Origin of the sequence: Enterovibrio makurazakiensis (assembly GCF_050336585.1) — a bacterium.
Classification (GTDB): domain Bacteria; phylum Pseudomonadota; class Gammaproteobacteria; order Enterobacterales; family Vibrionaceae; genus Enterovibrio; species Enterovibrio gelatinilyticus.
Genome location: NZ_JAKJSE010000010.1, coordinates 193,395 through 220,153, shown reverse-complemented (window position 1 = coordinate 220,153; position 26,759 = coordinate 193,395). Strand labels below are relative to the sequence as shown.

The window sequence follows — 26,759 nt, the reverse complement described above, 5'->3', positions numbered from 1 at the left end:
GGCACAGACAGTGGCGATGGCACAGACGGCGGTGATGGCACAGACAGTGGTGATGGCACAGACGGCGGTGATGGCACAGACAGTGGCGATGGCTCAGACGGCGGCGATGGCACAGACGGTGGCGATGGCTCAGACGGCGGCGATGGCACAGACAGTGGCGATGGCACAGACGGCGGTGATGGCACAGACGGCGGCGATGGCACAGACGGCGGCGATGGCACAGACGGTGGCGATGGCACAGACGGCGGTGATGGCACAGACGGTGGCGATGGCACAGACGGCGGTGATGGCACAGACGGTGGCGATGGCACAGACGGCGGCGATGGCACAGACGGCGGTGATGGCACAGATGGTGGCGATGGCACAGATGGTGGCGAAACCCCTGAAGATACTAATGGTTACGTTTTCCATTCAGAGAATGCTGATTCATTCGATTTTGCTGAATCTGCCGTATCTTGGGGTTCAAAATCATCTATCAATACAACCCCTTCAGACACCACCTATGAGCGCGCCATTCAGGTAACAAGCGGCACGGGATATGGCGTTCCTTATGCTGAACTTGCGTGGGGCAATCGCAATCCGGCAGATGCTATCGATGCGTCGGCGTATAACCAACTTCGTTTTAAAGTGAAGAGTACTTTTGCCACTCAAGTTGAAGTGTCCATTCAGGGCGTGAATAGCACCGAAGATAAAAAGCCTTATGCGATTAATACTGGCACAGCGCTGAGCAACGGCTGGATCGAGATGCAAATACCGTTTCCTGCATTCAACGATTTGACGTGGATCGGATTACAGTTTTCGGGCAACGGCACTTTGTTAGTGGCAGATGTGTACCTTGAGCAGGCTGAAGGTAATGGAAGCGGCTACGAAGGAGACTATAAGATAACCTCTTATGGCGCAGGCAGCATTTCAGACACCTTTAACCCTGATGGATACGGCTGTGCTGAAGATCATGGCTTTTGGGTGTTTAATGCTGGGGTGGTTAAACCCGGTGTAGAATCTTGCTCGAACATTGGTACGCCAACTAAGATATTTCCTCAGCTAGTGCCAGAACTCTCAAATCAACCCGTACCCACACACAAATGGTGGGGGTCGGTATCCTTTCTAGGTGAAATGCGCATTGGTGATTCCGACAGTGCTGCGTATATCACCCCCGATCCCGTTAGCGCACGCATTTCAGAACGTGGCTTCAGAATGCTGGGCATCCCCAGTGGGTTAAGAGGTGCGGTTGATAAGTTTGAATACACGGTGCCAGCGCCACTTGATGAAGTTTTTGATGGTATTACTATCGCCAACTCGCAGTTCACCGATATGGAAGGCTATCTAAAAGATCACAGTGATGGCGCAATGACGGTCGAATGGCGAAACGGAACAACGCCAATCATGGAAGCCACTTTTGTGCATGGCTCACCTTACGTTTATGTGAAAGCGTATCAAGGTGACATTGTGTTGAAAACGCTGAAATCAAATGGCGGTGAAAAAGGCACATTTTCAGATTCAAACAACATGCTTGGCGTGTGGACTAACGTAGCAGGCAATCGCACGAACTTTCTTATTGTGGGCGAGGGTGAAACCACTTTCACTGAGAAAACGAGCAATAGAATTGCCGTTATAAATAGCGCAAAAGAAGCGACCATTACATTGTTACCGGGCACTGCTGTGCCAAGTAATGCTGTTAGCAATGAGTTTGCCGCGTTGGCGCGCCAAGTTGTACGTGACGTAGAAATTGATTACGAAGTTAACCGCGCCAATAACCAAGTAACAGTCACGCACACTTATTTGGATAATCAAGGCAATGCGATTGAAACCCTCGCAGGGTTACATCCTTTGCACTGGAAAAACAGCAACGTCGCGACAACCAGTTACAAAATGCGCAGTGCGCGTGGCGTGATCAAATTTAGCCAAACTAATGGATTTTCTTACACCATGCCATTTGTTGGCGTATTGCCTTATCTTCCGAGTACGGTTGGCGATTTTGATACAAATACCCTGAAAAATTTGGTAACAGAGTACGTTAACAAAGGCTCGAATGGTTGGAACCCATACACAGACACGTATTGGTCTGGCAAAAGCTATGGTAAAGCCGCCGAGGTGATTGCGATCGCTCGAAGCATCGGTATGACCACTGAAGCGAATACCTTGACGAGCTGGCTAAAAGGCGAGTTGGAAGATTGGTTCAGCGCTGACACCAATGGTGGCTTAGACACCGTGAAATACTTCGTTTATGACGAAACTTGGACAACCTTACTGGGCGTAGAAGAATCGTTTGGCACGCATCAGCAACTGAATGACCACCACTTTCATTATGGATACTTCGTTCGTGCGGCAGCAGAAATTTGCCGTACTGATATAGCATGGTGTGGCGCTGATCAGTATGGCCCGATGGTCGAATTGTTGATCCGCGATTATGCCGCGAGTAAAGACGACGATATGTTCCCGTACCTTCGAAATTTCGACCCTGCGAATGGATTTTCATGGGCATCAGGTCACGCCAACTTTGAACTGGGTAACAACAACGAATCGACATCAGAAGCGGCCAACTCATATGGTGCTATCGTGCTATACGGCATGATCACGGGTGACGATGAGTTAGTTGAAAAAGGCATGTATTTGCATGCTTCATCAAGTGCTGCGTATTGGGAATATTGGAACAACCTTGATGGATATCGTAATAGCTCACCGCTTTATCCAAACAAAGGGGACGATTACGATAACTTCCCGCCGGGATACGACAAGATCACAACGTCAATTATCTGGGGGACGGGCGGTGTTTTTTCTACCTGGTTCAGTGGCGCTTACGCGCATATCCTTGGCATACAAGGGCTGCCGCTCAATCCATTGGTTTTCCACGTTGGCCTCCACGCTGACTACATGGAAGATTATGTTGAACTTGGCTTAACCGAGTCCAGCAATGGAAAAGCGTCGGGTTTGCAAGACGGTCATTGGCGAGATATCTGGTGGAACCTATGGGCAATGACAGATGCAGATGCTGCGATTGCAGATTATGAAACGCGAGGCTCGAACTATGTCACTGAAGAAGGTGAATCGAAAGCGCATACCTACCATTGGATACATACATGGAAGGCGTTAGGGCACTTGATGACAGGGACTGGATCGTTAACCGCTGATTCACCCACTGCGGTAGCGTTCAAAAATGGCAATCAAATGACTTACGTGGCTTATAACTTTCAAAATACCAGCCAACAAGTGCAATTCAGCGATGGCACTTCACTGACGGTGCCAGCCAATAGCTTTGGCATTAACACATCAGGCTCATCGGGCAACTGATATTTGGTGACTCATTCAGCGAGATTGCTCTCGCTGAATGAGCTTTACACTAGCCTATTGTTTAAGGTGTCAGAATGTATAGTTGACCCCTACATAGCCAGCAGGTGCGCTGATTTTCTCACCTTTGTACTTAACGTTGCTTTCTTCAAGGCCAGCTTTAAAGGTGAAGTTGTCAACGATATATCCTGCTTCTAGACCAACAACGACATTATCACCGGTGATGTTTTGAAGTGTTTGTCCATTGATACTCTTTAATTGCACATCGCCTTTGCCAAGCCCGGCTTTTGTACCGATATAGAAAGTATCAATTACATATAATTTCGGCATGATATTCACTGAGTAAGTGATTAAATCTGACGTGGCCATGGTGCCAATCTCAAATTCTCCGTGATATTTGTATTCACCAAATACAGACACCGAAAGTAAATCTGTTAGATGCATATCGTAGCCGGCTTGGGCTGAGTAACTGGTCTCGTAAGAGGTATCAACAAAACCTGAGTCTTCAATTTTCCCCGTTCCTACCGTGACACCAACAAATGGGTTTGCAAATACACCGAATGAGAAACTAGAAAGGAGCAGCAATGCGACAATTGAATTTTTCATTGTAATAGTCATTCCTGAAATTAAAAATTTATTGCATACCGAACCAGCTCTTAATAATTTATAAAGAGTGAATGTGTATGTTTAGATAATTATTATTTGTTAGTCGGTTATTTTAATCAGCGTTTTGGTTTCGTTATCAAAAGTGAACGCACGTGATTTAAAAGCCATGGTTGAAAAGAAAAAAGGGACAATATCGACGGTTTCACGGTACTCATACACATAAACTGTCGTGTCACCGTTTTTGATGATTTCATCGGGTTCGCCATGGTATGAAACAACACTGTCGATGGAGGTAACGTGGTTTATAGGCTCAAAAGCATTAAACTTGGCACTTTCGTCAAACGGTGTTGAACATCCAGCCAGTGCTAAAGATAGGCCAATGGCACAAATTAGTTTCTTCATTTTTACTTCCTAATAAAATGATCGAGCGGTTGAAGATTAAATAACCATCTTGATTTTTCTGGAGATAACCACTGATTGTTACGTGTTGTTGGTTATTTCTTGTCACTGCTTATAAACAAAAAAGTGTTTGTTTAAGTAATCTACCATTGGAATAAATGCTGGGTTTTCCCAGCTTTTTAGAGTCTGGGTTGGAATAAGGGTAGGCGTATCAGTGCCAATCACACCTTTATTCACGAAGCTGCTACCATCGCTGATTTCTATTTCACCGAGGGGAGATGTTTTAGCGCCTTCAACCATGTATTCGTAGACCGTTCCAGCCACTGCACCAGGGTTCATGTCGACACCTGCAGCCTCGTGAATAGGATCGGGGTCATCGTTACAGCCAGCGACTTGGCCGTTAGAATATGGGCAAGGGTCATATTTTGAAATATGAGGAAGGACGATGGGTTGGGCGTTGGCTTGCGCTGCAATATAGGGAACGGCGATGTTAAAGGCGAGATAAGAGATATCGAGTTCATCACCGGCAACAGTTTGGCTATCAATATAATAGTCAAATAACTGCATCATTTTCTGATAGGCGGTTGGCCCCTCTGTTTCGTTGATTCCGGCGTCTTGCGTAAACAACAGTTCCACGCCGTCGACAACACTTTTCCCATTCATAGCGAGTTCGACCGCGAATTCGCCAGCATCAGTTGGGTTAGCACCCGATGGTGGGTCTACGTCATCTTGAGAAGGAATGATGCCAAGGACCAGAGTTTTGGTGTTGAAAGCACTTTGTACGTCTGTGCTCGCCCATGTCATCATATTTGTCACACGTTGAAGTACGGCTTTATGCTCAGAGTCCGTGATCTGCAAAGGATCAAGGTTAAGCACATAAACGCCATGTTTGAATGGGCAATTGTTAACATCTTGTGCAGCGTTGAATTCACAATTATCAATCGATTGATAAATGCTGACAGAGGTGGTGGGAGCAACTGGACCCGTCGGGGGCGTTGGATTGCTTGGAATGGTGAATGTCTCACTGTTACACCCAGCCATTGATAATCCTAGCGTTACTGCAAGGCTTAAACTTCCTGCTCGCATCTTTAAATCCTATAAATACAAAAACACTAAACGATCCTGTCTTTGTGTTCTGTTAATCCTTTTAAGGTATCCATACCCATTGCATATGTTCTGTGAATTACTGTGTGACCAATAAATTCGGCGGCATTATATGAACAGTATTTTTTATTCTCAAGATTAATTTACCTGTTCAAAGTGTGGGAATTTATTCGTAATTACTTATTAAAGGAGTGGGTATTTCGATAGTTTTCAAACACGCAGCAACAAGCTGGCAACAAGGACGGTTTCTAACAAACCTATTCGATAATGTTGTTAAATGCATCGATTTGCTGTGAAACGGTAACGATGCTTTGGCGTATGAAACAATGTGCTTGATAAAGAATGACGATCTATCTGCAAATATGGAAGGGGTTGGCCTAGAAACATGCGCTTGGTGTTATCTTGCTGCATGACAATTTTAACAATTTAAGATCATTTAAGTGCTCATTATTTGAACGCATTGGTCGGGTTTATGATTCATTGTTCAAAATGGGATACGCTAAGTGTGACTTGGTTACCAGATTGATTTGTGTGAGAACAAAACCAGATGATTAACGGTTTGGGGGGAAGCCTTGCGTTTCTGCGATTGCAGAAACGCAATAATACTGTTTGTAGATGTGTCGCCGCTGTTAAACGTGGTGAGTGGAATAAATGGATTGTCCATATGAGAAGGTGTCACATACTGTTCGGTCATCACCGAGTGTCATTAGAACAAACAGTTTATCCTCCAGTGAATGCGCGTGCTCTATTCGAAACTTCATAAGTTGAGTGGCATGAAGATCGAGTACGACAAAGTCGGCTTCTTTACCTGATTCGAAATTGCCGATCATGTGATCGAGAGACAAAGCTTTTGCTCCTCCAAGTGTGGCTTGGTAAAGCGATTTTAGCGGATGCAGTTTTTTGCCCTGTAGCTGTAAGACTTTGTATGCTTCACTCATGGTTTGCAGCAGAGAAAAGCTCGTACCTGCACCAACGTCTGTTCCCATCCCCACTTTGATACCTTTGGCTTCCATTTCAGCAAGTGGAAACAGGCCAGAACCGAGAAATAGATTTGAGGTTGGGCAAAATGCGATAGCTGAATCGGTTTCTTGAAGCCGAGTACATTCACCTTCACAAAGATGAATGCCATGGGCGAATACCGATCGGCTGGAAAGCAGGTTATGTTGATCGTAGACATCCAAATAGTTTTTGCTATCAGGAAACAGAGACTTTACCCATTCGATTTCTTGAAGATTTTCAGATAGGTGAGTGTGCATGTATACATCGGGATATTCTTTGAGTAATTTGCCAGCCAAACGCAGTTGCTCTGAGGAGCTTGTAGGGGCAAAGCGTGGTGTGACAGCATAAAGCAATCTGCCCTTATTGTGCCATTTCTCGATCAGACTTTTGCTGTCCTCATAGCCTGATTCAGGTGTGTCTGTCAGATCTTCTGGGGCATTTCTGTCCATCAGGACTTTGCCTGCGATCATGCGAAGGTTTCGTTTTTCCGCTTCTTGAAAAAACTCATCGACTGAGGCTTTATGCACTGTGCCAAAAACCAGTGCCGTCGTGGTGCCATTGCGCGCAAGTTCATCCAAAAACTGGATAGCGACTTCCCGGGCATAGTCTGTATCCGCAAAACGTTTCTCTTCAGGGAAGGTATAGTTGTTTAACCAATCGAGAAGTTGCTCGCCATAGGCAGCAATCATACCTGTTTGAGGATAGTGAATGTGGGTATCGATAAAACCCGGTGTGATCAATTTATCTTCAAATTCAACAATTTCAATACTGGCATCCAGTGTTGGCAGTATATCTTCTGCATAACCGACACTAACAATATGACCGTCGGCAACGACTAAAATACCGTCTTCAAAGTATTGATAAGAGTCTTCCAAACCCACGTCCGTTGGGTTGGCAAGGCTGTGCAGTATGGCAGCGCGAAAGGCTTTCGCCGGATGAGTTTTTGGGTCATTCATTCCTTTATGCCCTTATTTTTTCGTTATTATTCTTATCGTTATGCTCTAGCTCTATATCAAGCTTAGGCTTTGTAGACAGGGTAGAGACTTTTTCAGTCAGTTTCTGTGGTAAGTGATCTCGTTTGCTGGAGATGTGCTCACCTTGATAACAAGCGATCAATTCGCCCGCGACGGAAACTGCAATTTCTGCGGGGTGTTTACCTTTTACCGCCTCGATACCGATAGGGCAGATCATGGTGTTAATCGCTTCATCGTTAAACCCACGTTCTTTCAAGCGAAAATCAAAACGTTTCCGTTTAGACAGCGAACCAATTAAACCGAAATAGCGACTGTCTCCGCGTTTTAGAATGGCTCGGCAAAGGTCAAAATCCAGTTGATGGTTATGGGTTAACACCAAATACATACAGTTGGTTGGTAGGTTAGCCACTTCACCGACTGGGTCGTCACTCAATAGCATTTCAACGTTGTCAGGAATTTGAGCAGGAAATTGCGCTTCACGCTCATCAATCCATATCACCTTGAATGGCAGAGTTGCGAGAATATGAACTAGCGCTTTGGCAACATGGCCAGCACCGAAAAGAGCCAGTATATGTCGTTGTTGTCCGATGGGTTCGAAACTTAGTGTGACAATGCCACCGCAACATTGCCCTAGTCTTGCGCCTAGGTTGAACCGCTCGATTTTCATCTCGCTATGACCGTGCGATAGCATCTCTTGTGCGGCTTTCATTGCAACGTGTTCAAGATGCCCGCCACCAATGGTGGCAATGACCTCGTTCTCTGTCACCAGCATTTTCGTGCCTGCGCCACGTGGCACTGAGCCCTTGTCTTCGAGTACCGTTACCATCACACAGGGCGTGCCTTTGGCTTCAAAGTCAGCCAGTGCCTGGATCCAATTGTCTTTAAACATCACTGTTCTCCAATCCATGGTTCTGGGTTATCTGCTTAGAGCGAAAAATCCGCGGCAGATTTGCCTTTACGAGCCTGCTTGATGGCGTTGTAAACCTGCTCGGGTGTGGCGGGGGCAGGAAGGTGCGGGATTTCCCCGTCTTCAGCAACACTCACAATGGCATCGCGAATCGCGCTCCATACCGAAATCGCCAACATGAAAGGAGGTTCGCCCACGGCTTTGGAGTGGAATACCGTGTCTTCGGCGTTGGTGCGGTTTTCGACCAAACGTGTGTTAAAGATTTCCGGTGTGTCTGCGACAGCTGGGATTTTGTAGCTTGCCGGGCCTGCAGTCATCAACTGGCCTTTATCGTTCCACACTAACTCTTCGGTTGTCAGCCATCCCATGCCTTGAATAAAGCCTCCTTCAACCTGACCAACATCTATCGCTGGGTTAAGTGACGCCCCCACGTCGTGAAGAATGTCAGCACGGAGAACTTTGTATTCCCCTGTTAGGGTATCAATAATCACTTCAGAGCAAGACACGCCATAAGCAAAGTAATAGAAGGGACGTCCACGGGCTTTTTCGTGATCGTAGAAAATCTTCGGTGTGCGATAAAAACCAGACGCTGCTAGCGAGATCTGGTTAAACCAACATAGCTCCGTAAAATCGGCAAACGTTAGGGTTTTCTTGTCGCCAATCGACACAATGCCATTGCTGAAATTTACGTCTTCGGGGGTAACATCAAAATGAGTGGAAGCAAAATTTACCATACGCTCTTTGATGATCAGCGCAGCATTCTGCGCTGCTTTACCATTAAGGTCAGTACCAGACGACGCTGCGGTGGGTGATGTGTTTGGCACTTTTTCAGTATTGGTGGCCGTGACTTGAATGGTGCTGACATCCACATTGAAGGTTTCCGCGACGATTTGGGCGACTTTGGTGTTTAATCCTTGGCCCATCTCCGTGCCGCCGTGGTTAAGTGAAATGCTACCGTCGGTGTACACAGTCACGAGCGCACCCGCTTGATTTAGGAAGGTTGCCGTAAATGAGATACCAAATTTCACTGGCGTAATAGCAATGCCTTTTTTCAGGATTGGGCTATTGGCGTTGAATTCCGCAATCGTTTTTCGTCTTGCTTGATAGTCGCACTCTGATTCCAAGTCTAACGTCATGTCATGAATAAAATTATCTTCCACTTTCTGGTAATAGTGGGTTTCATCACGGCCTTCGCCTTCGCCTTCGCCTTCGCCTTCGCCTTCTGCGCCGTAGTAGTTGGTTTTGCGTACATCGAGAGGATCTTTGCCAAGATGGTAAGCGATAGTGTCCATCACGTGCTCAATGGTCATCATCCCTTGAGGGCCACCGAATCCACGATAAGCCGTGTTTGAAGCGGTATTGGTTTTTACGCAATGCCCTGTGACAGTGGCGTTGCCAAGATAATACGCGTTGTCTGAGTGGAACATGGCGCGATCGACGATGGAGCGAGATAAATCTGGGGAGTGTCCTGCATTGCCAGATACCACGATCTCAATTCCTTCAATCAAACCATTGTCATCAAAACCGACTTTGTATTGGTTGAAGAAAGGGTGTCGTTTGCCCGTCATCATCATGTCTTCACGACGAGGAAGACGGAATTTCACTGGTTGTCCGGTTTGAATAGCGAAAACCGCTGCAATACAGGCAGGGCCAGCAGCTTGTGTCTCTTTACCACCAAATCCACCACCCATTCGGCGCATATCAATCAGCACTTTGTGCATAGGAACACCAAGAACCGATGACACAAGCTTTTGTACTTCAGTCGGGTTTTGGGTGGAGCAATAGACAATCACACCACCATCTTCGGTCGGAACAACACTAGAAACCTGTGTCTCTAAATAGAAGTGCTCCTGACCGCCGACATGGAGTGCTCCTTCTAAGACATGATCAGCGTTGGCGATAGCGGCGGCAGAATCACCACGTTTTTGTGTGTGGCTGTCAGTAACAAACAGTTCTTGAGCCAATGCTTCTTCTACATCTAGCGCGGCTGGCAAGAGTTCGTATTCAACAATGGCGGCTTCTGCACCTTTGCGGGCGTTGTCGAGACTGTCAGCAGCAACAGCAATAACAGGTTGTCCAACATACACCACTTTGCCGTCTGCTAGCATTGGGTCTCCAGGAAGGATCGGGCCGATATCTAGCTCACCAGGCACATCTTCTGAAGTTATAACACTTCGTACACCAGCAACATGATAGCAAGGGGACACATCAAGCTTGGTGATGTTTGCATGTGCATGTGGGCTCATCAACGCATAAACGTGCAGTTGATTCGGAAATTCGTTGCGGTCATCAATATACAGAGCTTCACCGGAAACCTGCTTCTCAGCACTTTCATGCTTCACGGATTTACCGACACCTGTCATTAGTCCGGCTTTGGCCTGTGTGGTCATTTCTTCCATTGTCATGGAGGGAATTGTTTTACGAGACATAATGAATAACCCTCGTTTCTATCGTGTTACCAGCCGCGGTATAAGTGAGTTCGGTATATAAGCGATAAAGTAAATTAGCGGCCGTTTCCGCTCGATATTCTTTGGTGGCTCTTACATCCGATATTGGTGAAAAGTCACTAGCCAATGCTGTCATCGCCGCTTGGATCGTGGTTAAGGAGAGCGGCTTGCCGATCAATGCTTGTTCACAGTGAGTGGCGCGAGCTGGAATGGCAGCCATACCGCCAAACGCCACACGCACTTCTGTGACAGTGTCACTATCGAATTTCAGGTGAAATGCAGCACACACCGCCGAAATATCATCATCAAAGCGCTTGGAGATCTTGTACGCTTTGAATACTTGGTCTGGCAACGGTTTGGGTACACGAATCGTTTGGATAAACTCAGACGCTTGCAACGCAGTGACTTTGTAGTCTTTGAAGAAATCTTCGAGCGCGATCTCACGTGCTGTTTCTCCACGTCTAAGCGTGATTGTCGCACCCAGCGCAATCAACAACGGCGGCCCATCACCAATCGGAGAAGCATTGGCAATATTTCCGCCAATCGTGCCTTGGTTGCGGATTTGCAGAGAAGCAAAACGCTGGATCAGTGCACCGAAATCAGGGTAGTGCGGTTCAAGCGAACGATACACATCGGTTAACGGGACATTGGCTCCGATTTCAATGTGCGTGTCAGTCTCGTTCACGGTTTTGATATCTTCGACATGCCCGAGGTAAATCAACTTATCAATGTCACGATGAAATTGCGTGACTTCCAACGCCAAATCAGTGCCACCTGCTAACAGTTTTGCATTGGGGTGCGCCATCAAGGTTTTGGCTAGTTCGTCACTGTTGGTCGGGGTGAAAGCCGTCTTGCCATCAGCATGATGTTCAAGTTCGGGTTTACCAATGGCATTGAGCTTTTCAACTGTTTCTCGTTCGTAATCGGAGAACTGATCGCGGATCGGCGCTTCTTGACTGAGTGATAACGCCGCTTCAACGATAGGTCGATAACCCGTGCAACGACAAAGATTGCCAGCGAGCGCTTCATAGGTATCTTCTTTATTGGCGTTCGGCGTGTTTTTGGTGAGCGCGAACATCGACATGATAAAACCCGGAGTGCAGTACCCACATTGGCTACCATGAAAATCGACAATGGCTTTTTGAACGGGATGAAGCGACTCTTTCGTTCGTAGATCTTCCACGGTAATTAGTTGTTTTCCGTGAAGTGCCGAAACAAAGGTGAGGCAAGAGTTCAGGCTGCGGTATTCAAGCTTGCCATCTACCACCTCGCCCAACACGACGGTGCATGCCCCGCAATCACCGGAACCACACCCTTCCTTTGTGCCTGTCTTGCGCACATGTTCGCGAAGGTAATTCAATACAGTTAGGTTTGGAGAAATATCCTTTTCTTCCTGCAAGGTCTGATTTAAGAGAAAACGGATCACATGGCCTCCATGACAGTTAGCATCCACTGATTACAAATTAGTCATTTCTGACCGTTCGGTCAACTTTATGTTAACAGTGTGTTTACATGTCCGTAATGCCGGAAAAGACTGAAAAATCAATCAGTACCTTACTTATTTGGTTATAATTAACGAAAATGGTAAACAATAATTGTATACAATTTGTGATGATGATCGTCTGTGAGTATTGAAAATTACAGTGAGACCCACTGTGTTATAGAGAGGAAAATAGGAAAAGCTTACTTTGAAAGGTGAAGTCATGACCGCATAAGGGACGATGAGGAGAATAGCAGAATCGATAAAAAATAGGATTAACCATTGCTCAATATTCCCCACCGTACAGTAGGTTCAGCAGGGCAATGGCTAACGGGTTATGCTTTCTTCTTTAGGACATTAGAGAAAACAGCGTGAAGATCTTGTGTACTAATTTCGTCATGAAGGTTGAGTTTTGATTTGATGTGTTCAAGGTGCGTTCTCATCAAAGAAACTGCTTTATCTTTATCTCGAGCTTCTATGGCGTCTAGCAGTTGCGTGTGTTCATCATAAGAGCAGTTATGCTGTTTGCTTGATTCATATAGTGCAATTATCAGTGAACATTGTGACACCAAACTACGCTGGAAGCTCATCAATGGCAGGTTGTCTGCCATGGCTGCTAGCTCTATATGAAACTCTCCAGAAAGACGAATGCTTCGTCCGGTATCGTTCAGTGCAATGGCTTCGTGTTCTTCTGCAACCATGGCTCGACACTTTGCGATTTGTTCGCCAGTGGCGTGTTCCGCGGCGAGTTCAACAATGGCTAATTCCATCACTTCGCGTGCTTTCAGTATTTGCATGGCTTCATCAACAGAAGGAGAAGCAACGATGGAGCCACGGTTGGGACGAGTGCTAACAACTTGCTCAACAGATAGACGCAGCAATGCGCGTCGGATGATGGTGCGGCTGACACCAAAAATTTCGCCTAAAGCTTCTTCGCTTAGTTTGGTGCCAGGTGGGAGACGTTGTTCAAGAATGGCATCAAATATATGGCCGTATACAACGTCATCTTGCGTCATCTTAGGGGACGCCGATTTACTCTTTTTTGAGGTTGCTTTGAGAAGCCCTGTCATGCCGTTTTCCCTATTACGACTCGTCGTCTGTCACGAGTCTGCTGTCAACTAACGTTCTAAAAGCGAACGTAAAAAACTGAAGTTTATGATTATTAGGTTTTGTATAAGAATAGCCGAAGTGATTGTACAATATCGACGCAATTATTGTATTGGTGAGATTTATCTTTGCGGGATGGGTTCTATTTAGTCATACCGCACGTGAAGCGCAGAATCATGACTTATGAATAGCCACAGAAGTGACAGGGAATAGCTGAGGGAGGTGTAGTGCACTCAGTCATGCATGCATGCATGTATGTTTGGGCATACCTAACTCCCGGAAACGAGAGTTAGGCGAGGTTTCTATGAGTTTAACGCGTGGTCAGTACTGAAGTGCGCAGCAATAATTCCAGCGATGGCGACTTCTTCGTCGGTGTCTGAGATATCACCTGAAACCCCTACCGCACCAAGCAGAGTGGATTGCTGATCACGGATAAGTACACCTCCGGGTACTGGCACGAGATTGCCATGTGCGAGCGTCGAAACTGACGATATAAAACTGGGTCTTGCTTGTGCATCATCAGCGATTTTCCTAGATGAACAGCCCAGCGCTAAGGCGCCCCATGCTTTACCAATTGCAATTTCAGGACGCATCATGCTCGAACCATCTTGTCGCTGGAGAGAAATCAACGCGCCTCCTTTGTCCAAAATAGCAACGGTGAGTGGGGCGGTATTTCGGTTTTGCGCGGCAAGAAATACCTGGTCGGTAATATCCAGTGCGTTTGTCATCGTCAGATTTTCCATTGAGCTCTCCTAGAAGTGAACGGAGGCAGCATGATCCTGCTGCCGCCAATACGTGTTATTCGAGTTCTGCGTAGCAAGGAATGGTTAGGAAGTCCGCAAATTGGGTGTTAGTCGACAGGGCGAAGAACAATGCTGATGCATGATCAAATTTCCTACTCTGGTCATGACCAACTGACGCTTTTATCTCGTTCACTTCTTGATCAAGCCACGTTCTAAAAATCTCGGTGGTGAACGGACGATCATCATCAAGTGATACTTGATGCTTCAACCACTGCCAAATATTTGCACGGGAGATTTCTGCGGTGGCAGCATCTTCCATCAAGCCGTAAATTGGTACACAGCCTATGCCGCGTAACCAAGACTCCATATATAGCACCGCAATGCGGATGTTCTTTCTTACGCCTTGCTCGTCTTTTGGTCCTTTGCTCGGTTGCAGCAGAAGGTCTTTGCCGTATGTGCCGTCAGGGATGAAGTGACGCTGGTGGGTCGAACCGTTGAGATACTCATCGAAAACTTCTCGAGCTAGAGAGACCAAGTGCGGATGAGCTACCCAAGTGCCGTCATGGCCATTGGTGGCTTCTCGGCGTTTGTCGGCGATCACTTTCTGGGTGACACTCGCCATTTCTGCCGGATCTTTTGAAGGTATAAATGCAGACATACCCCCAATGGCTAATGCGCCGCGGCGATGACAGGTTTGGATCAGTCGCTTGCTATAGGCTTCTAAAAATGGTTGATCCATGCCAATAGCATGGCGATCAGGCAAAATGCGGTCAGTATGATTCTTGAGGGTTTTGATGTAGCTGAAAATGTAATCCCAACGTCCGCAATTCATGCCAACGATATGCTTGCGCATGGCATAAAGCATTTCATCCATCTGAAATACAGCGGGAAGCGTTTCCAACAATACGGTGGCCCTAATCGTCCCTGTCTCTGCACCAAAGTAATCCTCAGTAAAGTCGAAAATTGATTCCCACCATGCTGCTTCTTCCATTGACTCGAGCTTAGGTAAATAGAAATACACCCCTTGCCCTGATTCTTTTCTGCTTTGGTGGTTATGGAAAAAGTACAAGCCGAAATCCATTAAACTGGCAGGCATTGCTTTGCCATCAAACAGAATGTGTGCCTCTTCTAGGTGCAAACCACGAGGGCGATGGATCAAGGTAGCGGGGCTGTCTGCCAGTTGATAGTGCTTGCCGTTTTTAGGGTCAGTAAACGCAATCGTGCCAGTATTGGCATCGCGCATGTTGATTTGGCCATTGATCATGTTTTCCCATGTCGGCGACGTTGCATCTTCGAAGCAGCACATGAAAACATTGGCGCCAGAGTTTAGTGCGTTAATAACCATCTTTCGATCGATCGGACCTGTAATCTCAACACGACGGTCGAGCAGGGCATTTGGCACTGTATCCACTCTCCAATTCGGGTCATCACGAATATGCTTTGTATCGGCTCGAAAATCTGGCAGTGAGCCGCTGTCATATTCAGCCTGTTTTGCTTTTCGTGTATTGAGCAGTGCGTAAAGATCATCCGCAAAATTCACACATAGGGCTTCCAAAAATGCTAATGCCTTCTCGTCGAGGATCATTTTGGCTTCATCGCTAAAAAGCGAACCAATGACTTCTAGCCTTGATGCAGTCGTGTTGAGTCGATGTGTTTGGCGTTGTTTTTGCTGGTGTTCTGGGTTGCTCTGAATGTCATGCATCGGCAAGGTCCTTTACTAATGTATACAATAAATCTAATTATGGTGTTTTATTATTTGTTTTATAGTGAACAATAAAAGCACAATGTTAATGCAATGTGAATAGCAATCTTTCCTAATCTCTGATATTTCGTGAGTTGTCAGACCACACTGTCAATGCCCAGCCTGATGCCACATAAGCTGGATCTCAATCTTCTCTTGTTGGCAAAATGTTAAAAAAGCCTTGCGGTTAAAATTTATTCGATCTAAAAATACAATAACGTTAAAAATTGTATACAAAAGGAGTTTTGCATGGCAAAGATGAGAGCGATTGATGCAGCCATAGAAGTGTTAAAGCGTGAAGGGGTGGTGAAAGCATTTGGTGTTCCAGGGGCTGCCATTAACCCTTTTTATTCAGCATTGAAGAAGGTAGGAGGGATTGATCATGTGTTAGCGCGTCATGTTGAAGGAGCTTCACACATGGCGGAAGGGTATACGCGAGCAAATGCGGGAAATATTGGTGTTTGTATTGGGACATCTGGCCCAGCAGGCACCGATATGATCACAGGGCTATATTCCGCACAAGCAGACTCAATTCCTATTCTTTGTATCACAGGGCAGGCGCCAAGAGCGCGTCTTCATAAAGAAGATTTTCAAGCTGTTGATATTGAGTCAATAGCGCGTCCAGTCACCAAATGGTGTTCAACCGTGATGGAGCCAGCACAAGTCCCACGGGCGATTCAGCATGCTTTTCAGGTGATGCGTTCTGGTCGTCCGGGTCCTGTGTTGATAGACCTGCCTTTGGATGTTCAGCTGGCTGAGATCGAATTCGATATTGATAGCTATGAGCCGCTTGAACCCTACAAGCCTGCGATGACAAGACACCAAGCGGAAATGGCGTTGAAAATGCTCAATGACGCAGAACGTCCGTTAATCGTTTCAGGCGGCGGTGTGATTAATGCCAATGCATCCGAGCTGCTGCAAGCGTTCGCGGAAATTCTCGGCGTACCGGTTATTCCTACTTTGATGGGATGGGGGAGTATCGCGGATGATCACGAACTTATGGCGGGCATGGTGGGGCTTCAAACGTCTCATCGCTACGGCAATGCATCCATGCTGGCGTCTGACTTGGTATTTGGCGTTGGCAACCGTTGGGCGAATCGCCACACGGGATCGGTTGATGTTTATACCGAAGGCAGAAAATTTGTTCACATCGACATCGAACCGACTCAAATTGGGCGTGTTTTCTGTCCGGACCTCGGCATCGTGTCTGACGCCCATGCAGCTTTGTCACAACTCGTTGAGGTCGCCAAAGAATGGAAATCACAAGGTCGCCTGAAAGATCACAGCGATTGGGTGAGTGATTGTCAGCAGCGTAAAGCCACCATGCTGCGCAAAACCCACTACACCGAGCAGCCAGTGAAACCGATGCGCGTATACGAAGAAATGAACCGAATTTTTGACCGTGATACTTGCTACGTGAGCACCATAGGTCTTTCACAAATTGCCGCCGCGCAGTTTCTGCATGTCTATAAGCCTCGTCATTGGATCAACTGCGGGCAGGCTGGTCCGTTAGGTTGGACAGTGCCCGCCGCATTGGGCGTTCGTGCTGCGGATCCAAAACGCCAAATTGTTGCGATATCGGGTGATTATGATTTCCAGTTCATGATTGAAGAGCTCGCTGTTGGGGCGCAATTTAAGCTGCCGTATATCCACGTATTGGTGAATAACTCTTACCTTGGCTTAATCCGTCAGGCTCAGCGTCAATTCGATATTGATTACTGCGTGCAACTGGCATTTGAAAATCAGAATGCCCCTGAATTGGCAGACTATGGTGTCGATCATGTAGCTGTCGTGGAGGGTTTAGGTTGTAAGGCAATCAGGGTTAGAGAGCCAGATCAAATTGGGTCGGCCTTTGAGAAAGCCAAAGTGCTAATGGAAAAACATCAAGTGCCCGTGGTGGTAGAAATCATCTTAGAAAAAGTCACTAACATCTCGATGGGTGTGGAAATTAATGCCGTGAATGAATTTGAATCGATTGCTGAATCTATTGCCGATGCCCCTACCGCTTTGGCGGCACAAAACCGAGATGCTGTATAGCCAAAGGCTGCTCAGAAAAGCTTGATGATAAGGAGATAACGATGCCAAAACTTGCTGCCAATTTATCCATGCTATTTACCGAATTGCCATTCATTGAACGCTTCAGCGCCGCTGCTAAAGGTGGGTTCAAGGGAGTTGAGTATCTATTTCCCTATGCGTTTAACGCACAGGAACTTAAAGCGGAACTTGATAAAAACCAACTGAAACAAGTGCTGTTCAACCTCCCATCGGGCGATTGGGACAACGGTGACCGAGGTATTGCTGCTGATCCTTCCCGAGTCGAAGAGTTTCGTGCAGGCGTGCCGACGGCGATTGAATACGCCAAGGTACTTGAATGCGACCAAGTAAACTGTCTGGCAGGCATTGTGCCACAGGGCGTCACTCAAGAAGACGCAGAAGCGACCCTGATTGAGAACCTGAAATTTGCCAATGAACAGTTGGAAGATGCGGGAATAAGGCTTGTGGTTGAGGCTATCAACACCCGTGACATTCCAGGCTTTGCGCTCACCAATACCCAACAGGCATTGAGAATTTGTGATGTGGTGGGCAGTGACAACATTTCGCTGCAATACGACATCTACCACATGCAAATTATGGAAGGCGATATCGCCCAAACGATGGCTTCCTCACTCAACCGCATTGGTCATATTCAAATTGCCGATAACCCAGGTCGACATGAGCCAGGGACGGGTGAATTGAACTACCACTTCCTGTTTAAACATATTGACAGCATGGGTTATCAAGGTTGGGTGGGCTGTGAGTACAAACCTGCGACGACAACACAAGAAGGTCTGACATGGCTATCTGATCATAACCAGAATGAGGAGTAAACAAATGACGACAATTGCGTTTATTGGTACAGGCATTATGGGCAAGCCTATGGCAGAGAACCTGCAAAAGGCAGGTTATCAACTTCATCTTTCTGAACGTCGTTCTTCAGCACCAAACACCTTGAAAGAAGGTGGCGCTAAAACCTTCGCCACCCATCGAGAAGCCGTTCAGGATGCAGACTTCATCATCATTATGGTGCCTGATACGCCGCAGGTTGATGAAGTACTGTTCGGCGCAGAAGGGATTGAAGCCGCGTTAGATGCATCGAAAACCGTGATCGACATGAGCTCAATTTCTCCGATTGAAACTAAGCAGTTTGCTGCTCGCGTAAAAGAAAGCGGCGCAGCGTATTTAGATGCGCCCGTGTCTGGCGGAGAAGTGGGGGCAATCAATGCCACGCTGACTATCATGGTGGGTGGCGCTGAAACTGATTTCGAGAAAGCATTGCCTTTGTTCGGTGCCATGGGTCAAAACATCAATTTGGTGGGTGACTGCGGCGCTGGGCAAGTGTGTAAAGTAGCAAACCAAATCATTGTCGCGTTGAACATAGAGGCGGTGTCGGAAGCATTGGTATTTGCTTCCAAAGCAGGTGCCGATCCAGCACGTATTCGCAACGCCTTGCTTGGCGGTTTTGCCAATTCCAAAGTGCTGGAAGTACATGGGGAGCGCATGGTGAAAGGTACTTTTGACCCCGGATTTAGAATTCGCCTTCACCAGAAAGATTTGAATCTCGCTTTAACGGGAGCTAAGGCTCTGGGTGTCGCATTGCCCAATACCCAATCAGCCCAAGATCTCTTTGGCTTGTGCGCAGAGCAAGGCGGTCAGGATTGGGATCATTCCGCGCTGATCAAAGCCATTGAATCCCTTTCAGACCACAATATTCGAGGCGAGTAGCACGGTTTAAGCTTTACCGAGTTTTGTTTTAGATATCATATCGGTCCTTTGATATTTGCCCGCTTCTTTCACGACGGGCTTTTTTTTGTTTCATTTATCGTGAATTCCACCAGTGTGACTGGATGATTCGCCGTTGATTCATTAGAGTTGAGCTAAGCACTTACTGAATCCATGGACGGTCAATGTCACGCATCAGGGCGAAAAATCAGGAAAAGATCATCGACGTTGCCAGTCAACTGTTCGCTGAAAAAGGCTATGCTGCCACGACAACCGCCGAAATTGCCCAACGCGCAGAAATCCCAAAGCCCAACCTCTATTACTACTTCAACACCAAAGATAATCTCTACCGCGCCGTATTGGAGAGTGTCACGTTACCGTTGCTAGAAGCCTCATTGCCGATAGAGCAACTGGATGACCCAAGAGAAGCGCTGACCCAATACATTCGCACCAAACTCCGAATTTCCCGAGACCACGCCTCAGCCTCAAAAACCTTTGCTGCCGAAGTGATGGCGGGTGCACCACATTTACCGAGAGACATTGCAGAAGCCCTGATCGACCAATCTAAGATGATCCTCAACAAGTTCGACTATTGGATTGCTCAAGGTTGGATGGACCCTGTTCCCGCCAAGCATCTGATGTTTATGCTTTGGTCTTCCACCCAAACCTACGCCGACTTTAACTGGCAGATTTGCCAAGTGAGTGGTCAATATGAGCTGGAAGACGAAGACTTTGAACAAGCAGCGGTGTTTCTCGTGAATTTGGTGCTCAATGGATGCGGTGTTAAGCATGCGGATTGAAGGATTATTTCAGGAAACTGAGCTACCCCATAACTGACCTGTTTCGCAACCGTGAAAATTTCTAAATTGAAATGCATATTTCACGTTTAACTGCGATGTGAATCATGCTGCTATTTATGCGGCTTGTGGTAATTTTATGGCCAAATTTTAGGCTGTAACACCTACGTTAATTATCAATAAATATATGGTGGAAGTACCAGTGTTATAGATAGATATGCAATTACATTTCTATCTGAGTGTAAGGTTTCTCATTATTGTCACATTTTCATTAGTGAGTGTTCTTTATAATGCTGTGGCCGTAGTTGGCACGCAATTCAAAATGGTGTCAGTGCATAAATTTGTCTTTGTGGGGTGGGTGATTTTAAACGGCTGTGAAGTTGCTAGTTAATTTACTCCATGATGTGATTTAATTATCTAAATATAATAAAACAAAATAAATGTTAATGTCAGAGGTTATGGGTGATGAGATGTTTAGTGTGTGTCTTTTACTTGGCTATTGCTGGTAGTGCGAGTGCTGAAATTGTTGGTGGTGATGGCTTCATTAGTAGAGTGGATGAGATTGAAGTTAATCAAACTGCAATCGGATCTCGTATGCAATTGCTACGAGTTGAAGAAATAACATTTTCCGATGCTACGATATGTGGAGACCAAACGATAGCGGTTAACAATGATTCTTTAGAAATAGAGAATGTTGATGATTATCATTCTGCTATTAGAAATGTTTGGTATGATGCTGCAGAAGGTGGATATTTTCTTGTAACGACTAATGGGTGTGAAAGTAAAGGCACCGAAATGATTACTAGTATATCACTATGTAGTCTGGATATTTGTGACGAAAAATACGTCATTAAATCTGATAAAGTGTGGTTGGATAGCGACTACCTAAAAGTGCGTAAGCTACAAGCGTCAATGTATATGGAAAAGACCTTACCATATGACGAATCATCAAAAAGCTATAAGGTGAAGGGCGTATATATTGAAACTGACTCGGTTGCATTCGAATCTTCAATACTAGATGAGAGTCAATTAGGGCTTTCATTTTATGGGGCTTATACAGGGTATTACCCTAACGGCGAGTTTAAAGAAAAGTATACCTATGATGTGGATGGGCGTAAGCAGGGTAAAGGGGAGGAGTTCCATGAGAATGGCAAGATTAAAAGATCAGCCTCCTTTAATGATGACCAACTGCATGGTGAAGTGATCTCCTATCATGGTAATGGTCAAATTCAAAGCAAGCTATTGTATGAATTGGGTGAGTTAAAAGATGGAAAATATACTCACTATAGTGAAGATGGTAGTGTCTTTACTTCTTACGAAAAGCGCAATGGAAGTTATGTGGGTACACAAAAGTACTTCTACTCCAATGGGGTATTGGCAAATGAAAAAGTGTATGAAAACGGAGAGATTGTATTCAATGTAAGCTTTGATAAATCTGGATCCAAATCATCTGAAAGTACAGTTGATGGCGCACTGACTACTGTAAATTTCTACAAAGCATCTGGATTTTTAAGGCAAAGAGAAATTTTCAAGAATACTGGAAATAGCGAGGTTATGATACTTAGGGAGTCTTGGTATGATAATGGGAATAAAAAGTATGTGGCAAATTACAACGAAAACCTTCGTATGCATGGAGAGCAAAAGGAATGGTATGAGAACGGTAAATTGAGTTCGATTTATGGCTATTCATCCGGAGAGAAAATATCAAGTAAAGAATGGTCTAAGAATGGCTTCCTTATAGAGGAGTCCTATTTTAAAGGTTATAAAGAAGACAAGCATCATAAGAAGTGGGATGCAAATACTGGCCGACTGATCTATGAAGTTGAATATGATAATGGTATGGTGATAAGTGCTGAGAAAACGTACGACGGTGAAACTGGTAGCCTGATCAAAGAGCAATATCCATCTGATGATGGAAGCTTTCCAAGATATAACTTCTTCAACGGTGAGCCGCCAATTAAGTACTACGAGAATGGAGAGTTGGTGAAAATTGTATGTGGTTATTCGACATCAGTTGAAGATCCTGTCGTCGTTTTCCAAAGCGCAGAAAATGAAGATGTTGACTCTCAACTCATGTTGGCGGATTTTTATCGAGGGTGCGGTGAAGGACAGCGCTCAATTAGTTGGTACGAAAGAGCTGCAAAGAATAATAACTTGGAAGCAGCAAGATCATTAGTTTATATCTACAAGTATGGAGAAGAGCACTATCAGCAAAAACCCGATGCAAATATGGCTCTAAAGTATGTTTTACAGTCCGCAGAACTAGATGAGGATGGTTTTAACTTATATATTGCAGGGGTTGAGTATCTTCCTGATGACTTTGTGAATGAAATCCTTCCTAGTTATGATTCTTACACAAAAGTAGATACTGATTTTGTTACCGCAAAAGAGAATCTTATTGCTTCGTCTGAAAAGGGCTTCACCTCTGCGAAGTATGTTTTGGGCTTGATGTTTCAACATGGTGTAGGTGTTGATAAATCAAAGGCAAGTGCATTAAGTTACTTTGAAGACATTCGAAGTGATGACGAGAAGTTAGCTGATCGCCTAATATCAGGTATCAATTAATCATTTGTGAGGTGAGTTTAACTCACCTCAATCTTTGGTCATGATACCTCTCTGTGAGAGAGGTATCATGACGACAAACGATCCCATCCAGCATTTTGCACTTCTTTTCTCTCATTCATCACAAAATGTGTTGAGAGAGAGATGTAATCCTCCTGTCGTTTGAATGCCACATGCCAATGTGGCAGATTTCTATCTAGGGTAATTCACCCTGGATCATCGTTATTACTCAAGGAGCAACATCATGAAATGCTTGGTCGTTGTGTCACATCCCGTCAAGGAAAGTCTGTGTCAGTATTTGAGTGCACAGACTGTCGAGCACCTTAAAAGCAAAGGCTACGACGTTAACGTGATTGATCTGTATCAGCGTGGATTTGAACCCTCTTTAACCTCAGCAGAGCGAAGTAGCTACTATGCATCTGAATATGATAAAAGCCGTGTCGATGACGATATAGCGTTGCTTCTTGAGGCTCAATGTTTGGTGTTGATATTCCCTACATGGTGGTTTGGATTTCCAGCCATTCTGAAAGGGTGGATAGATCGGGTCTGGGCACCTGGCTATGCGTATGATCATGATAAAGATCTTGGTGCGCTGAAACCACGCCTCCACAATCTGAAAGAGGTAAAGGTGATAACAACGCTTGGCTCTCCTTGGTGGGTTGATACCTTTGTGATGTGGAAGCCAGTAAAAAGGGTGCTTAAAATCGCAATATTGGGTGCTTGTGTCCCAAAATGTGATTTTAAATATTTATCACTCTATGAAAGCGAGAAGGTGACAAAGGCACAAGTTGAGTTATTTGTTGAGAAGATCAAAGCAAAATTCTGAGCACTGAGTGCAACACACGGCCTGCTTTTACCGCCAAAGTTGAGAGCATTTTCGTTGATTTTCTAGGTGCTATAATGCGGAGTGTTTGAGAATACGATCGCATTGTCGCCTACGGATTTAGCCATTGATTGCAATACAAAAAACATAGGGATAAAACTTTCTTTTGTGACCGTTACGTTAACGGTTCAGGAGAATGGATATGCAAAAATTCTTAGCTCTATATTTGATAATATTAGGTGTGTTTGTTTGCAGTACGAGTTTTGCAAATCAGTCTCGAACGCACTATTTGAAGATTGATGCGCCTACGTTAAAAAACAGTAAGCTGGAAACTGCAAATGAACAATTTATCTACATCTATCTACCCTCTAGCTATTTCACTTCAGATAAAAAATACCCCGTCGTTTACTATTTGCATGGTTTCCAAGGTGGCCCCTTTGAAGCACGTTCAATTTCCGGAAGAACATTAGATCGCTACTCCGAACAAAATAATATCCAGGAAATGATCATTGTGGGCATCAATGGTGCCAATCAATTTGGGGGAAGTTTTTATACCAACTCACCCGTTACGGGAAATTGGGAAGATTTTGTCACATCAGATGTTGTTAGCTATCTCGACAATAATTATAGAACGCTTCCTGTTCCCGAAAAAAGAGGGATTGTCGGTTTCTCTATGGGTGGTTTTGCGGCGATCAACATTGCTTTTCGTCATCCCGATAAGTTTAAGCATGTTTTCACATTAAGCCCCGGTTTGTTTGATGAAAATGGCCTAGAAAAAGCAATCAAACAATGGAATGAACTAGAGTGGGGACCAGTTCTTGACGCATATGGGGCGGCTTTTGCTCCAAATCCTCAGGCGCTTGACGATAACCTTTGGCACGAGTGGGATCCAACTAATCCCTCTGTCGTTGAAATGTGGGAGTCGGGTTACGGCAATGTTGAAAGCAAAGTAGACGCGTATCTCAAGCAAAAGGAGAAGCTGTCTTCAATCTATGTTGAGTACGGTAGCGAAGATCAGTTCACATGGATTCCGGAAGGAAGTCAGTTTCTTGTTGAAACGCTAAGGGCAAAAGGAATTGAAGTTGGAGAGCATGACCATGGTAGTGGACATGTCGTCACTTTTGTTCAGGCCGAACACATCATAGACTTTTTCGGCAATGCGTTTTAATTATCAAAGACAATGAAAGAGAGATGTTTGTTACTCATTTCTCTTTCATTTATCGGACCTACGATTTAGGTTGTCTGGATAGTTTCAGGCTTCTCCATTCTTCATACTCAATTAATTAAATTTGCTATCAATAAACCGAAGCCCTCGAATCGTTTGCTCGCCGACTTTATCGATATGACCACCTTCAAAAATATGGCTAGATACAGGAACACCTAAGGCAGTAAACGTCGCTATCATTGCTTTGAAGTTCTCTAGAATCGGTTCGCCAACAGACTCGCCCTCGTCAGTGCCGATTTCGGTGTAGATGGGCAATGTTTCTTTACGTTGGCTATTGAGGAATTGCGCTCTGTCTCTTGCTGTGGCTGACAGGTTGAATTGCTCAAGCGCTAACATGGCTTCGTTTATGTTTCGAGTGATGTAAGTAGGAGGGTTATCGCTATCTGGTGCGATAACACGAAGAATGGTGAGGTAGGCATGAATAAACCATTCACATTGTTCACCTTTGGCAAATAAATCGAATTGATGTCTGAAGAAATCGGCATGCTCTTGATAGCCATGATCTCGCATCATCATCCCGCCCGGGCTTAATGCTGCACATGCCTGATACAGATCTGGGCGCATCATGATTGTATTGAGTGCGCCAAATCCTCCCATGGAATGTCCGCAAATGGCGCGTTTTCCTTTTATCGCTCGGTAGCGGTTTTCTGTTATATCGATTACCTCTTGCGTCAGGTAGTCAAAGAAATTGCCTGAAATCGGAGAGTTAAGGTACCACGATCCCAATATCGAAGATGTGCCATCCACAGCGACGATGATCATCTCTCCCATTTCTCCCGCACCTACCAAGCGGTTCATGGTCTGCTCAATGCCGGGATTATTTGCGGTAGGGGCAAACCAAGCTTCAGGATTACTATCCATGCCATGAAGCAGATAGACGATAGGATATTCACGCTGCGGGCTGTCTGCATATGACTGCGGGAGGTAGACGATGATATTACGTGACACGTTTTCGTTTGAAGTATTACCGACTAGCGTTACGGCTTCAAAGGAGAATCGTTCCACAACACCTTGATACGTGTTTTCGCGTTTTTGCTTAAGGGTGGAGTCGCTGGTCATTGTCTCGGTCTTAATGAGGAAATTACCTCATTTGAGCACAGCGCCTGCAGATATCGAGCATTAGATAATATTGATGCGACTCAGGTAGCACCGAGTTGAATGTTTGTGTCTACGCCATTATGAATAAACATAACCATGGGTGTTTCGTTYACTTTGTGTTCAGAAAGCACAGGTAGTCTGAAGGTAGACAAAATAATGAAAGGAAATGCTAATGATCAATTCACTGGGAGCCGTTGCAGCGGGAACGATGTTGTTTGCTGGAGCAACAACAGAATGGATAAATACGGAAAGTACCTCTGTGTTTAGCTCGAAGGTGGCATATGAGGCGATATCTCCATCCTCCTATCCTTCGCGTCTTTCGAATTTTCAGGCAGATACCGAAAGCTGGATTGGCCTGTCATGCAAGGGGGAGAGCACGCGTGTGTATTTTGGTTTAACCAATATGCCAAAAATGTTAAAGCATAATGATCCCTTGATCGCGAAGGTAAGATTTAACGATGAAGTTAGAGATATCTCTATTCGTCAGCCTTCAAGCCAACTCTATTTGAACCCGACAGCGAGCGACCAGGCTTATCTGTTGGAAGGCATTCAATCCTCCGATAGCTTGTCTCTTGAACTTACTTGGTCAAATATTGGCAGTGTTCAGTTTGACTATAGTTTGGATGGTGCAAAATCATCGATATCGATGATGAAAGCGCAGTGTAAAGAGGCGTAAAAACATGATGCTGAGGAAGGGCGGCTA

Annotated in this window: 20 protein-coding genes; 9 read left to right on the top strand and 11 right to left on the bottom strand. The window is 45.5% G+C overall.

Annotated features, from left to right (window positions below; genetic code table 11):
• A partial coding sequence (locus tag L4D06_RS09100; RefSeq protein WP_429738967.1) for a glycosyl hydrolase occupies window positions 1–3,288 on the top strand: 3,288 nt, incomplete at its 5' end.
• A gap of 69 nt (window positions 3,289–3,357) precedes the next feature.
• On the opposite strand, the gene L4D06_RS09095 is transcribed toward L4D06_RS09100, so the two are convergent.
• From L4D06_RS09095 to aceB, 10 genes are all read right to left on the bottom strand, one after another.
• Entirely contained in the window at window positions 3,358–3,891 is a 534-nt protein-coding gene (locus L4D06_RS09095) for an outer membrane beta-barrel protein (protein ID WP_429738965.1), read from the bottom strand.
• A gap of 99 nt (window positions 3,892–3,990) precedes the next feature.
• The gene (locus tag L4D06_RS09090) at window positions 3,991–4,293 is read right to left on the bottom strand and encodes a membrane lipoprotein lipid attachment site-containing protein (RefSeq protein ID WP_429738964.1); all 303 of its coding nucleotides are present in this window, start codon (window positions 4,291–4,293) and stop codon (window positions 3,991–3,993) included.
• 102 nt (window positions 4,294–4,395) lie between these two features.
• Window positions 4,396–5,376: a hypothetical protein gene (locus tag L4D06_RS09085; RefSeq protein ID WP_429738963.1), complete on the bottom strand. Its 981-nt coding sequence runs from the start codon at window positions 5,374–5,376 to the stop codon at window positions 4,396–4,398.
• Window positions 5,377–6,023: 647 nt separating this feature from the next.
• On the bottom strand, window positions 6,024–7,349 hold the full coding sequence (gene guaD, locus L4D06_RS09080) for a guanine deaminase (RefSeq protein WP_429738961.1): 1,326 nt from the start codon (window positions 7,347–7,349) through the stop codon (window positions 6,024–6,026).
• Window positions 7,350–7,353: 4 nt separating this feature from the next.
• A complete protein-coding gene (gene xdhC, locus L4D06_RS09075) occupies window positions 7,354–8,256 on the bottom strand; it encodes a xanthine dehydrogenase accessory protein XdhC (protein WP_429738959.1) in 903 nt (300 codons plus the stop codon).
• A gap of 35 nt (window positions 8,257–8,291) precedes the next feature.
• A complete protein-coding gene (gene xdhB / locus L4D06_RS09070) occupies window positions 8,292–10,703 on the bottom strand; it encodes a xanthine dehydrogenase molybdopterin binding subunit (protein ID WP_429738958.1) in 2,412 nt (803 codons plus the stop codon).
• Complete coding sequence (gene xdhA / locus L4D06_RS09065; protein ID WP_274163239.1) at window positions 10,693–12,147, bottom strand: xanthine dehydrogenase small subunit; 1,455 nt, start codon at window positions 12,145–12,147, stop codon at window positions 10,693–10,695. The genes xdhB and xdhA overlap by 11 nt, the downstream gene beginning before the upstream one ends.
• 389 nt (window positions 12,148–12,536) lie before the next feature.
• Window positions 12,537–13,271 carry a GntR family transcriptional regulator gene (locus L4D06_RS09060; protein WP_274163238.1) on the bottom strand — a complete coding sequence of 245 codons (735 nt, stop codon included), beginning with the start codon at window positions 13,269–13,271 and terminating at the stop codon, window positions 12,537–12,539.
• 339 nt (window positions 13,272–13,610) lie between these two features.
• Entirely contained in the window at window positions 13,611–14,051 is a 441-nt protein-coding gene (locus L4D06_RS09055) for a GlcG/HbpS family heme-binding protein (protein ID WP_274163237.1), read from the bottom strand.
• A 55-nt stretch (window positions 14,052–14,106) separates the two neighbouring features.
• On the bottom strand, window positions 14,107–15,753 hold the full coding sequence (gene aceB / locus L4D06_RS09050; RefSeq protein ID WP_429738956.1) for a malate synthase A: 1,647 nt from the start codon (window positions 15,751–15,753) through the stop codon (window positions 14,107–14,109).
• Window positions 15,754–16,041: 288 nt separating this feature from the next.
• On the opposite strand from aceB, the gene gcl reads away from it, so the two are divergent.
• The 7 genes from gcl to L4D06_RS09015 all read left to right on the top strand — a co-directional run bounded on the left by gcl (window position 16,042) and on the right by L4D06_RS09015 (window position 24,901).
• Window positions 16,042–17,829 carry a glyoxylate carboligase gene (gcl, locus tag L4D06_RS09045; RefSeq protein WP_429738954.1) on the top strand — a complete coding sequence of 596 codons (1,788 nt, stop codon included), beginning with the start codon at window positions 16,042–16,044 and terminating at the stop codon, window positions 17,827–17,829.
• Window positions 17,830–17,870: 41 nt separating this feature from the next.
• Complete coding sequence (gene hyi / locus L4D06_RS09040) at window positions 17,871–18,659, top strand: hydroxypyruvate isomerase (protein ID WP_429738953.1); 789 nt, start codon at window positions 17,871–17,873, stop codon at window positions 18,657–18,659.
• A 4-nt stretch (window positions 18,660–18,663) separates the two neighbouring features.
• Window positions 18,664–19,554: a 2-hydroxy-3-oxopropionate reductase gene (locus L4D06_RS09035; RefSeq protein ID WP_429738951.1), complete on the top strand. Its 891-nt coding sequence runs from the start codon at window positions 18,664–18,666 to the stop codon at window positions 19,552–19,554.
• Window positions 19,555–19,736: 182 nt separating this feature from the next.
• Entirely contained in the window at window positions 19,737–20,351 is a 615-nt protein-coding gene (locus L4D06_RS09030) for a TetR/AcrR family transcriptional regulator (RefSeq protein WP_429738949.1), read from the top strand.
• A 489-nt stretch (window positions 20,352–20,840) separates the two neighbouring features.
• Window positions 20,841–22,913: a hypothetical protein gene (locus tag L4D06_RS09025; protein WP_429738948.1), complete on the top strand. Its 2,073-nt coding sequence runs from the start codon at window positions 20,841–20,843 to the stop codon at window positions 22,911–22,913.
• A gap of 241 nt (window positions 22,914–23,154) precedes the next feature.
• Entirely contained in the window at window positions 23,155–23,736 is a 582-nt protein-coding gene (locus L4D06_RS09020; RefSeq protein ID WP_429738947.1) for an NAD(P)H-dependent oxidoreductase, read from the top strand.
• Window positions 23,737–23,935: 199 nt separating this feature from the next.
• Entirely contained in the window at window positions 23,936–24,901 is a 966-nt protein-coding gene (locus L4D06_RS09015; RefSeq protein ID WP_429738945.1) for an alpha/beta hydrolase, read from the top strand.
• Between the two features lie 111 nt (window positions 24,902–25,012).
• On the opposite strand, the gene L4D06_RS09010 is transcribed toward L4D06_RS09015, so the two are convergent.
• On the bottom strand, window positions 25,013–26,017 hold the full coding sequence (locus L4D06_RS09010) for an alpha/beta hydrolase (RefSeq protein WP_429738944.1): 1,005 nt from the start codon (window positions 26,015–26,017) through the stop codon (window positions 25,013–25,015).
• Between the two features lie 211 nt (window positions 26,018–26,228).
• On the opposite strand from L4D06_RS09010, the gene L4D06_RS09005 reads away from it, so the two are divergent.
• A complete protein-coding gene (locus tag L4D06_RS09005; protein ID WP_429738942.1) occupies window positions 26,229–26,732 on the top strand; it encodes a hypothetical protein in 504 nt (167 codons plus the stop codon).
• Window positions 26,733–26,759 lie beyond the last annotated feature (27 nt).

Excerpts from the sequence above, each read along its gene's own strand:
- L4D06_RS09095 (WP_429738965.1), bottom strand. The coding sequence starts at position 3,891 with ATGAAAAATTCAATTGTCGCATTGCTGCTCCTTTCTAGTTTCTCATTC.
- L4D06_RS09090 (WP_429738964.1), bottom strand. The coding sequence starts at position 4,293 with ATGAAGAAACTAATTTGTGCCATTGGCCTATCTTTAGCACTGGCTGGA.
- L4D06_RS09085 (WP_429738963.1), bottom strand. The coding sequence starts at position 5,376 with ATGCGAGCAGGAAGTTTAAGCCTTGCAGTAACGCTAGGATTATCAATG.
- guaD (WP_429738961.1), bottom strand. The coding sequence starts at position 7,349 with ATGAATGACCCAAAAACTCATCCGGCGAAAGCCTTTCGCGCTGCCATA.
- xdhC (WP_429738959.1), bottom strand. The coding sequence starts at position 8,256 with ATGTTTAAAGACAATTGGATCCAGGCACTGGCTGACTTTGAAGCCAAA.
- xdhB (WP_429738958.1), bottom strand. The coding sequence starts at position 10,703 with ATGTCTCGTAAAACAATTCCCTCCATGACAATGGAAGAAATGACCACA.
- L4D06_RS09060 (WP_274163238.1), bottom strand. The coding sequence starts at position 13,271 with ATGACAGGGCTTCTCAAAGCAACCTCAAAAAAGAGTAAATCGGCGTCC.
- L4D06_RS09055 (WP_274163237.1), bottom strand. The coding sequence starts at position 14,051 with ATGGAAAATCTGACGATGACAAACGCACTGGATATTACCGACCAGGTA.
- aceB (WP_429738956.1), bottom strand. The coding sequence starts at position 15,753 with ATGCATGACATTCAGAGCAACCCAGAACACCAGCAAAAACAACGCCAA.
- gcl (WP_429738954.1), top strand. The coding sequence starts at position 16,042 with ATGGCAAAGATGAGAGCGATTGATGCAGCCATAGAAGTGTTAAAGCGT.
- hyi (WP_429738953.1), top strand. The coding sequence starts at position 17,871 with ATGCCAAAACTTGCTGCCAATTTATCCATGCTATTTACCGAATTGCCA.
- L4D06_RS09035 (WP_429738951.1), top strand. The coding sequence starts at position 18,664 with ATGACGACAATTGCGTTTATTGGTACAGGCATTATGGGCAAGCCTATG.
- L4D06_RS09030 (WP_429738949.1), top strand. The coding sequence starts at position 19,737 with ATGTCACGCATCAGGGCGAAAAATCAGGAAAAGATCATCGACGTTGCC.
- L4D06_RS09020 (WP_429738947.1), top strand. The coding sequence starts at position 23,155 with ATGAAATGCTTGGTCGTTGTGTCACATCCCGTCAAGGAAAGTCTGTGT.
- L4D06_RS09015 (WP_429738945.1), top strand. The coding sequence starts at position 23,936 with ATGCAAAAATTCTTAGCTCTATATTTGATAATATTAGGTGTGTTTGTT.
- L4D06_RS09010 (WP_429738944.1), bottom strand. The coding sequence starts at position 26,017 with ATGACCAGCGACTCCACCCTTAAGCAAAAACGCGAAAACACGTATCAA.
- L4D06_RS09005 (WP_429738942.1), top strand. The coding sequence starts at position 26,229 with ATGATCAATTCACTGGGAGCCGTTGCAGCGGGAACGATGTTGTTTGCT.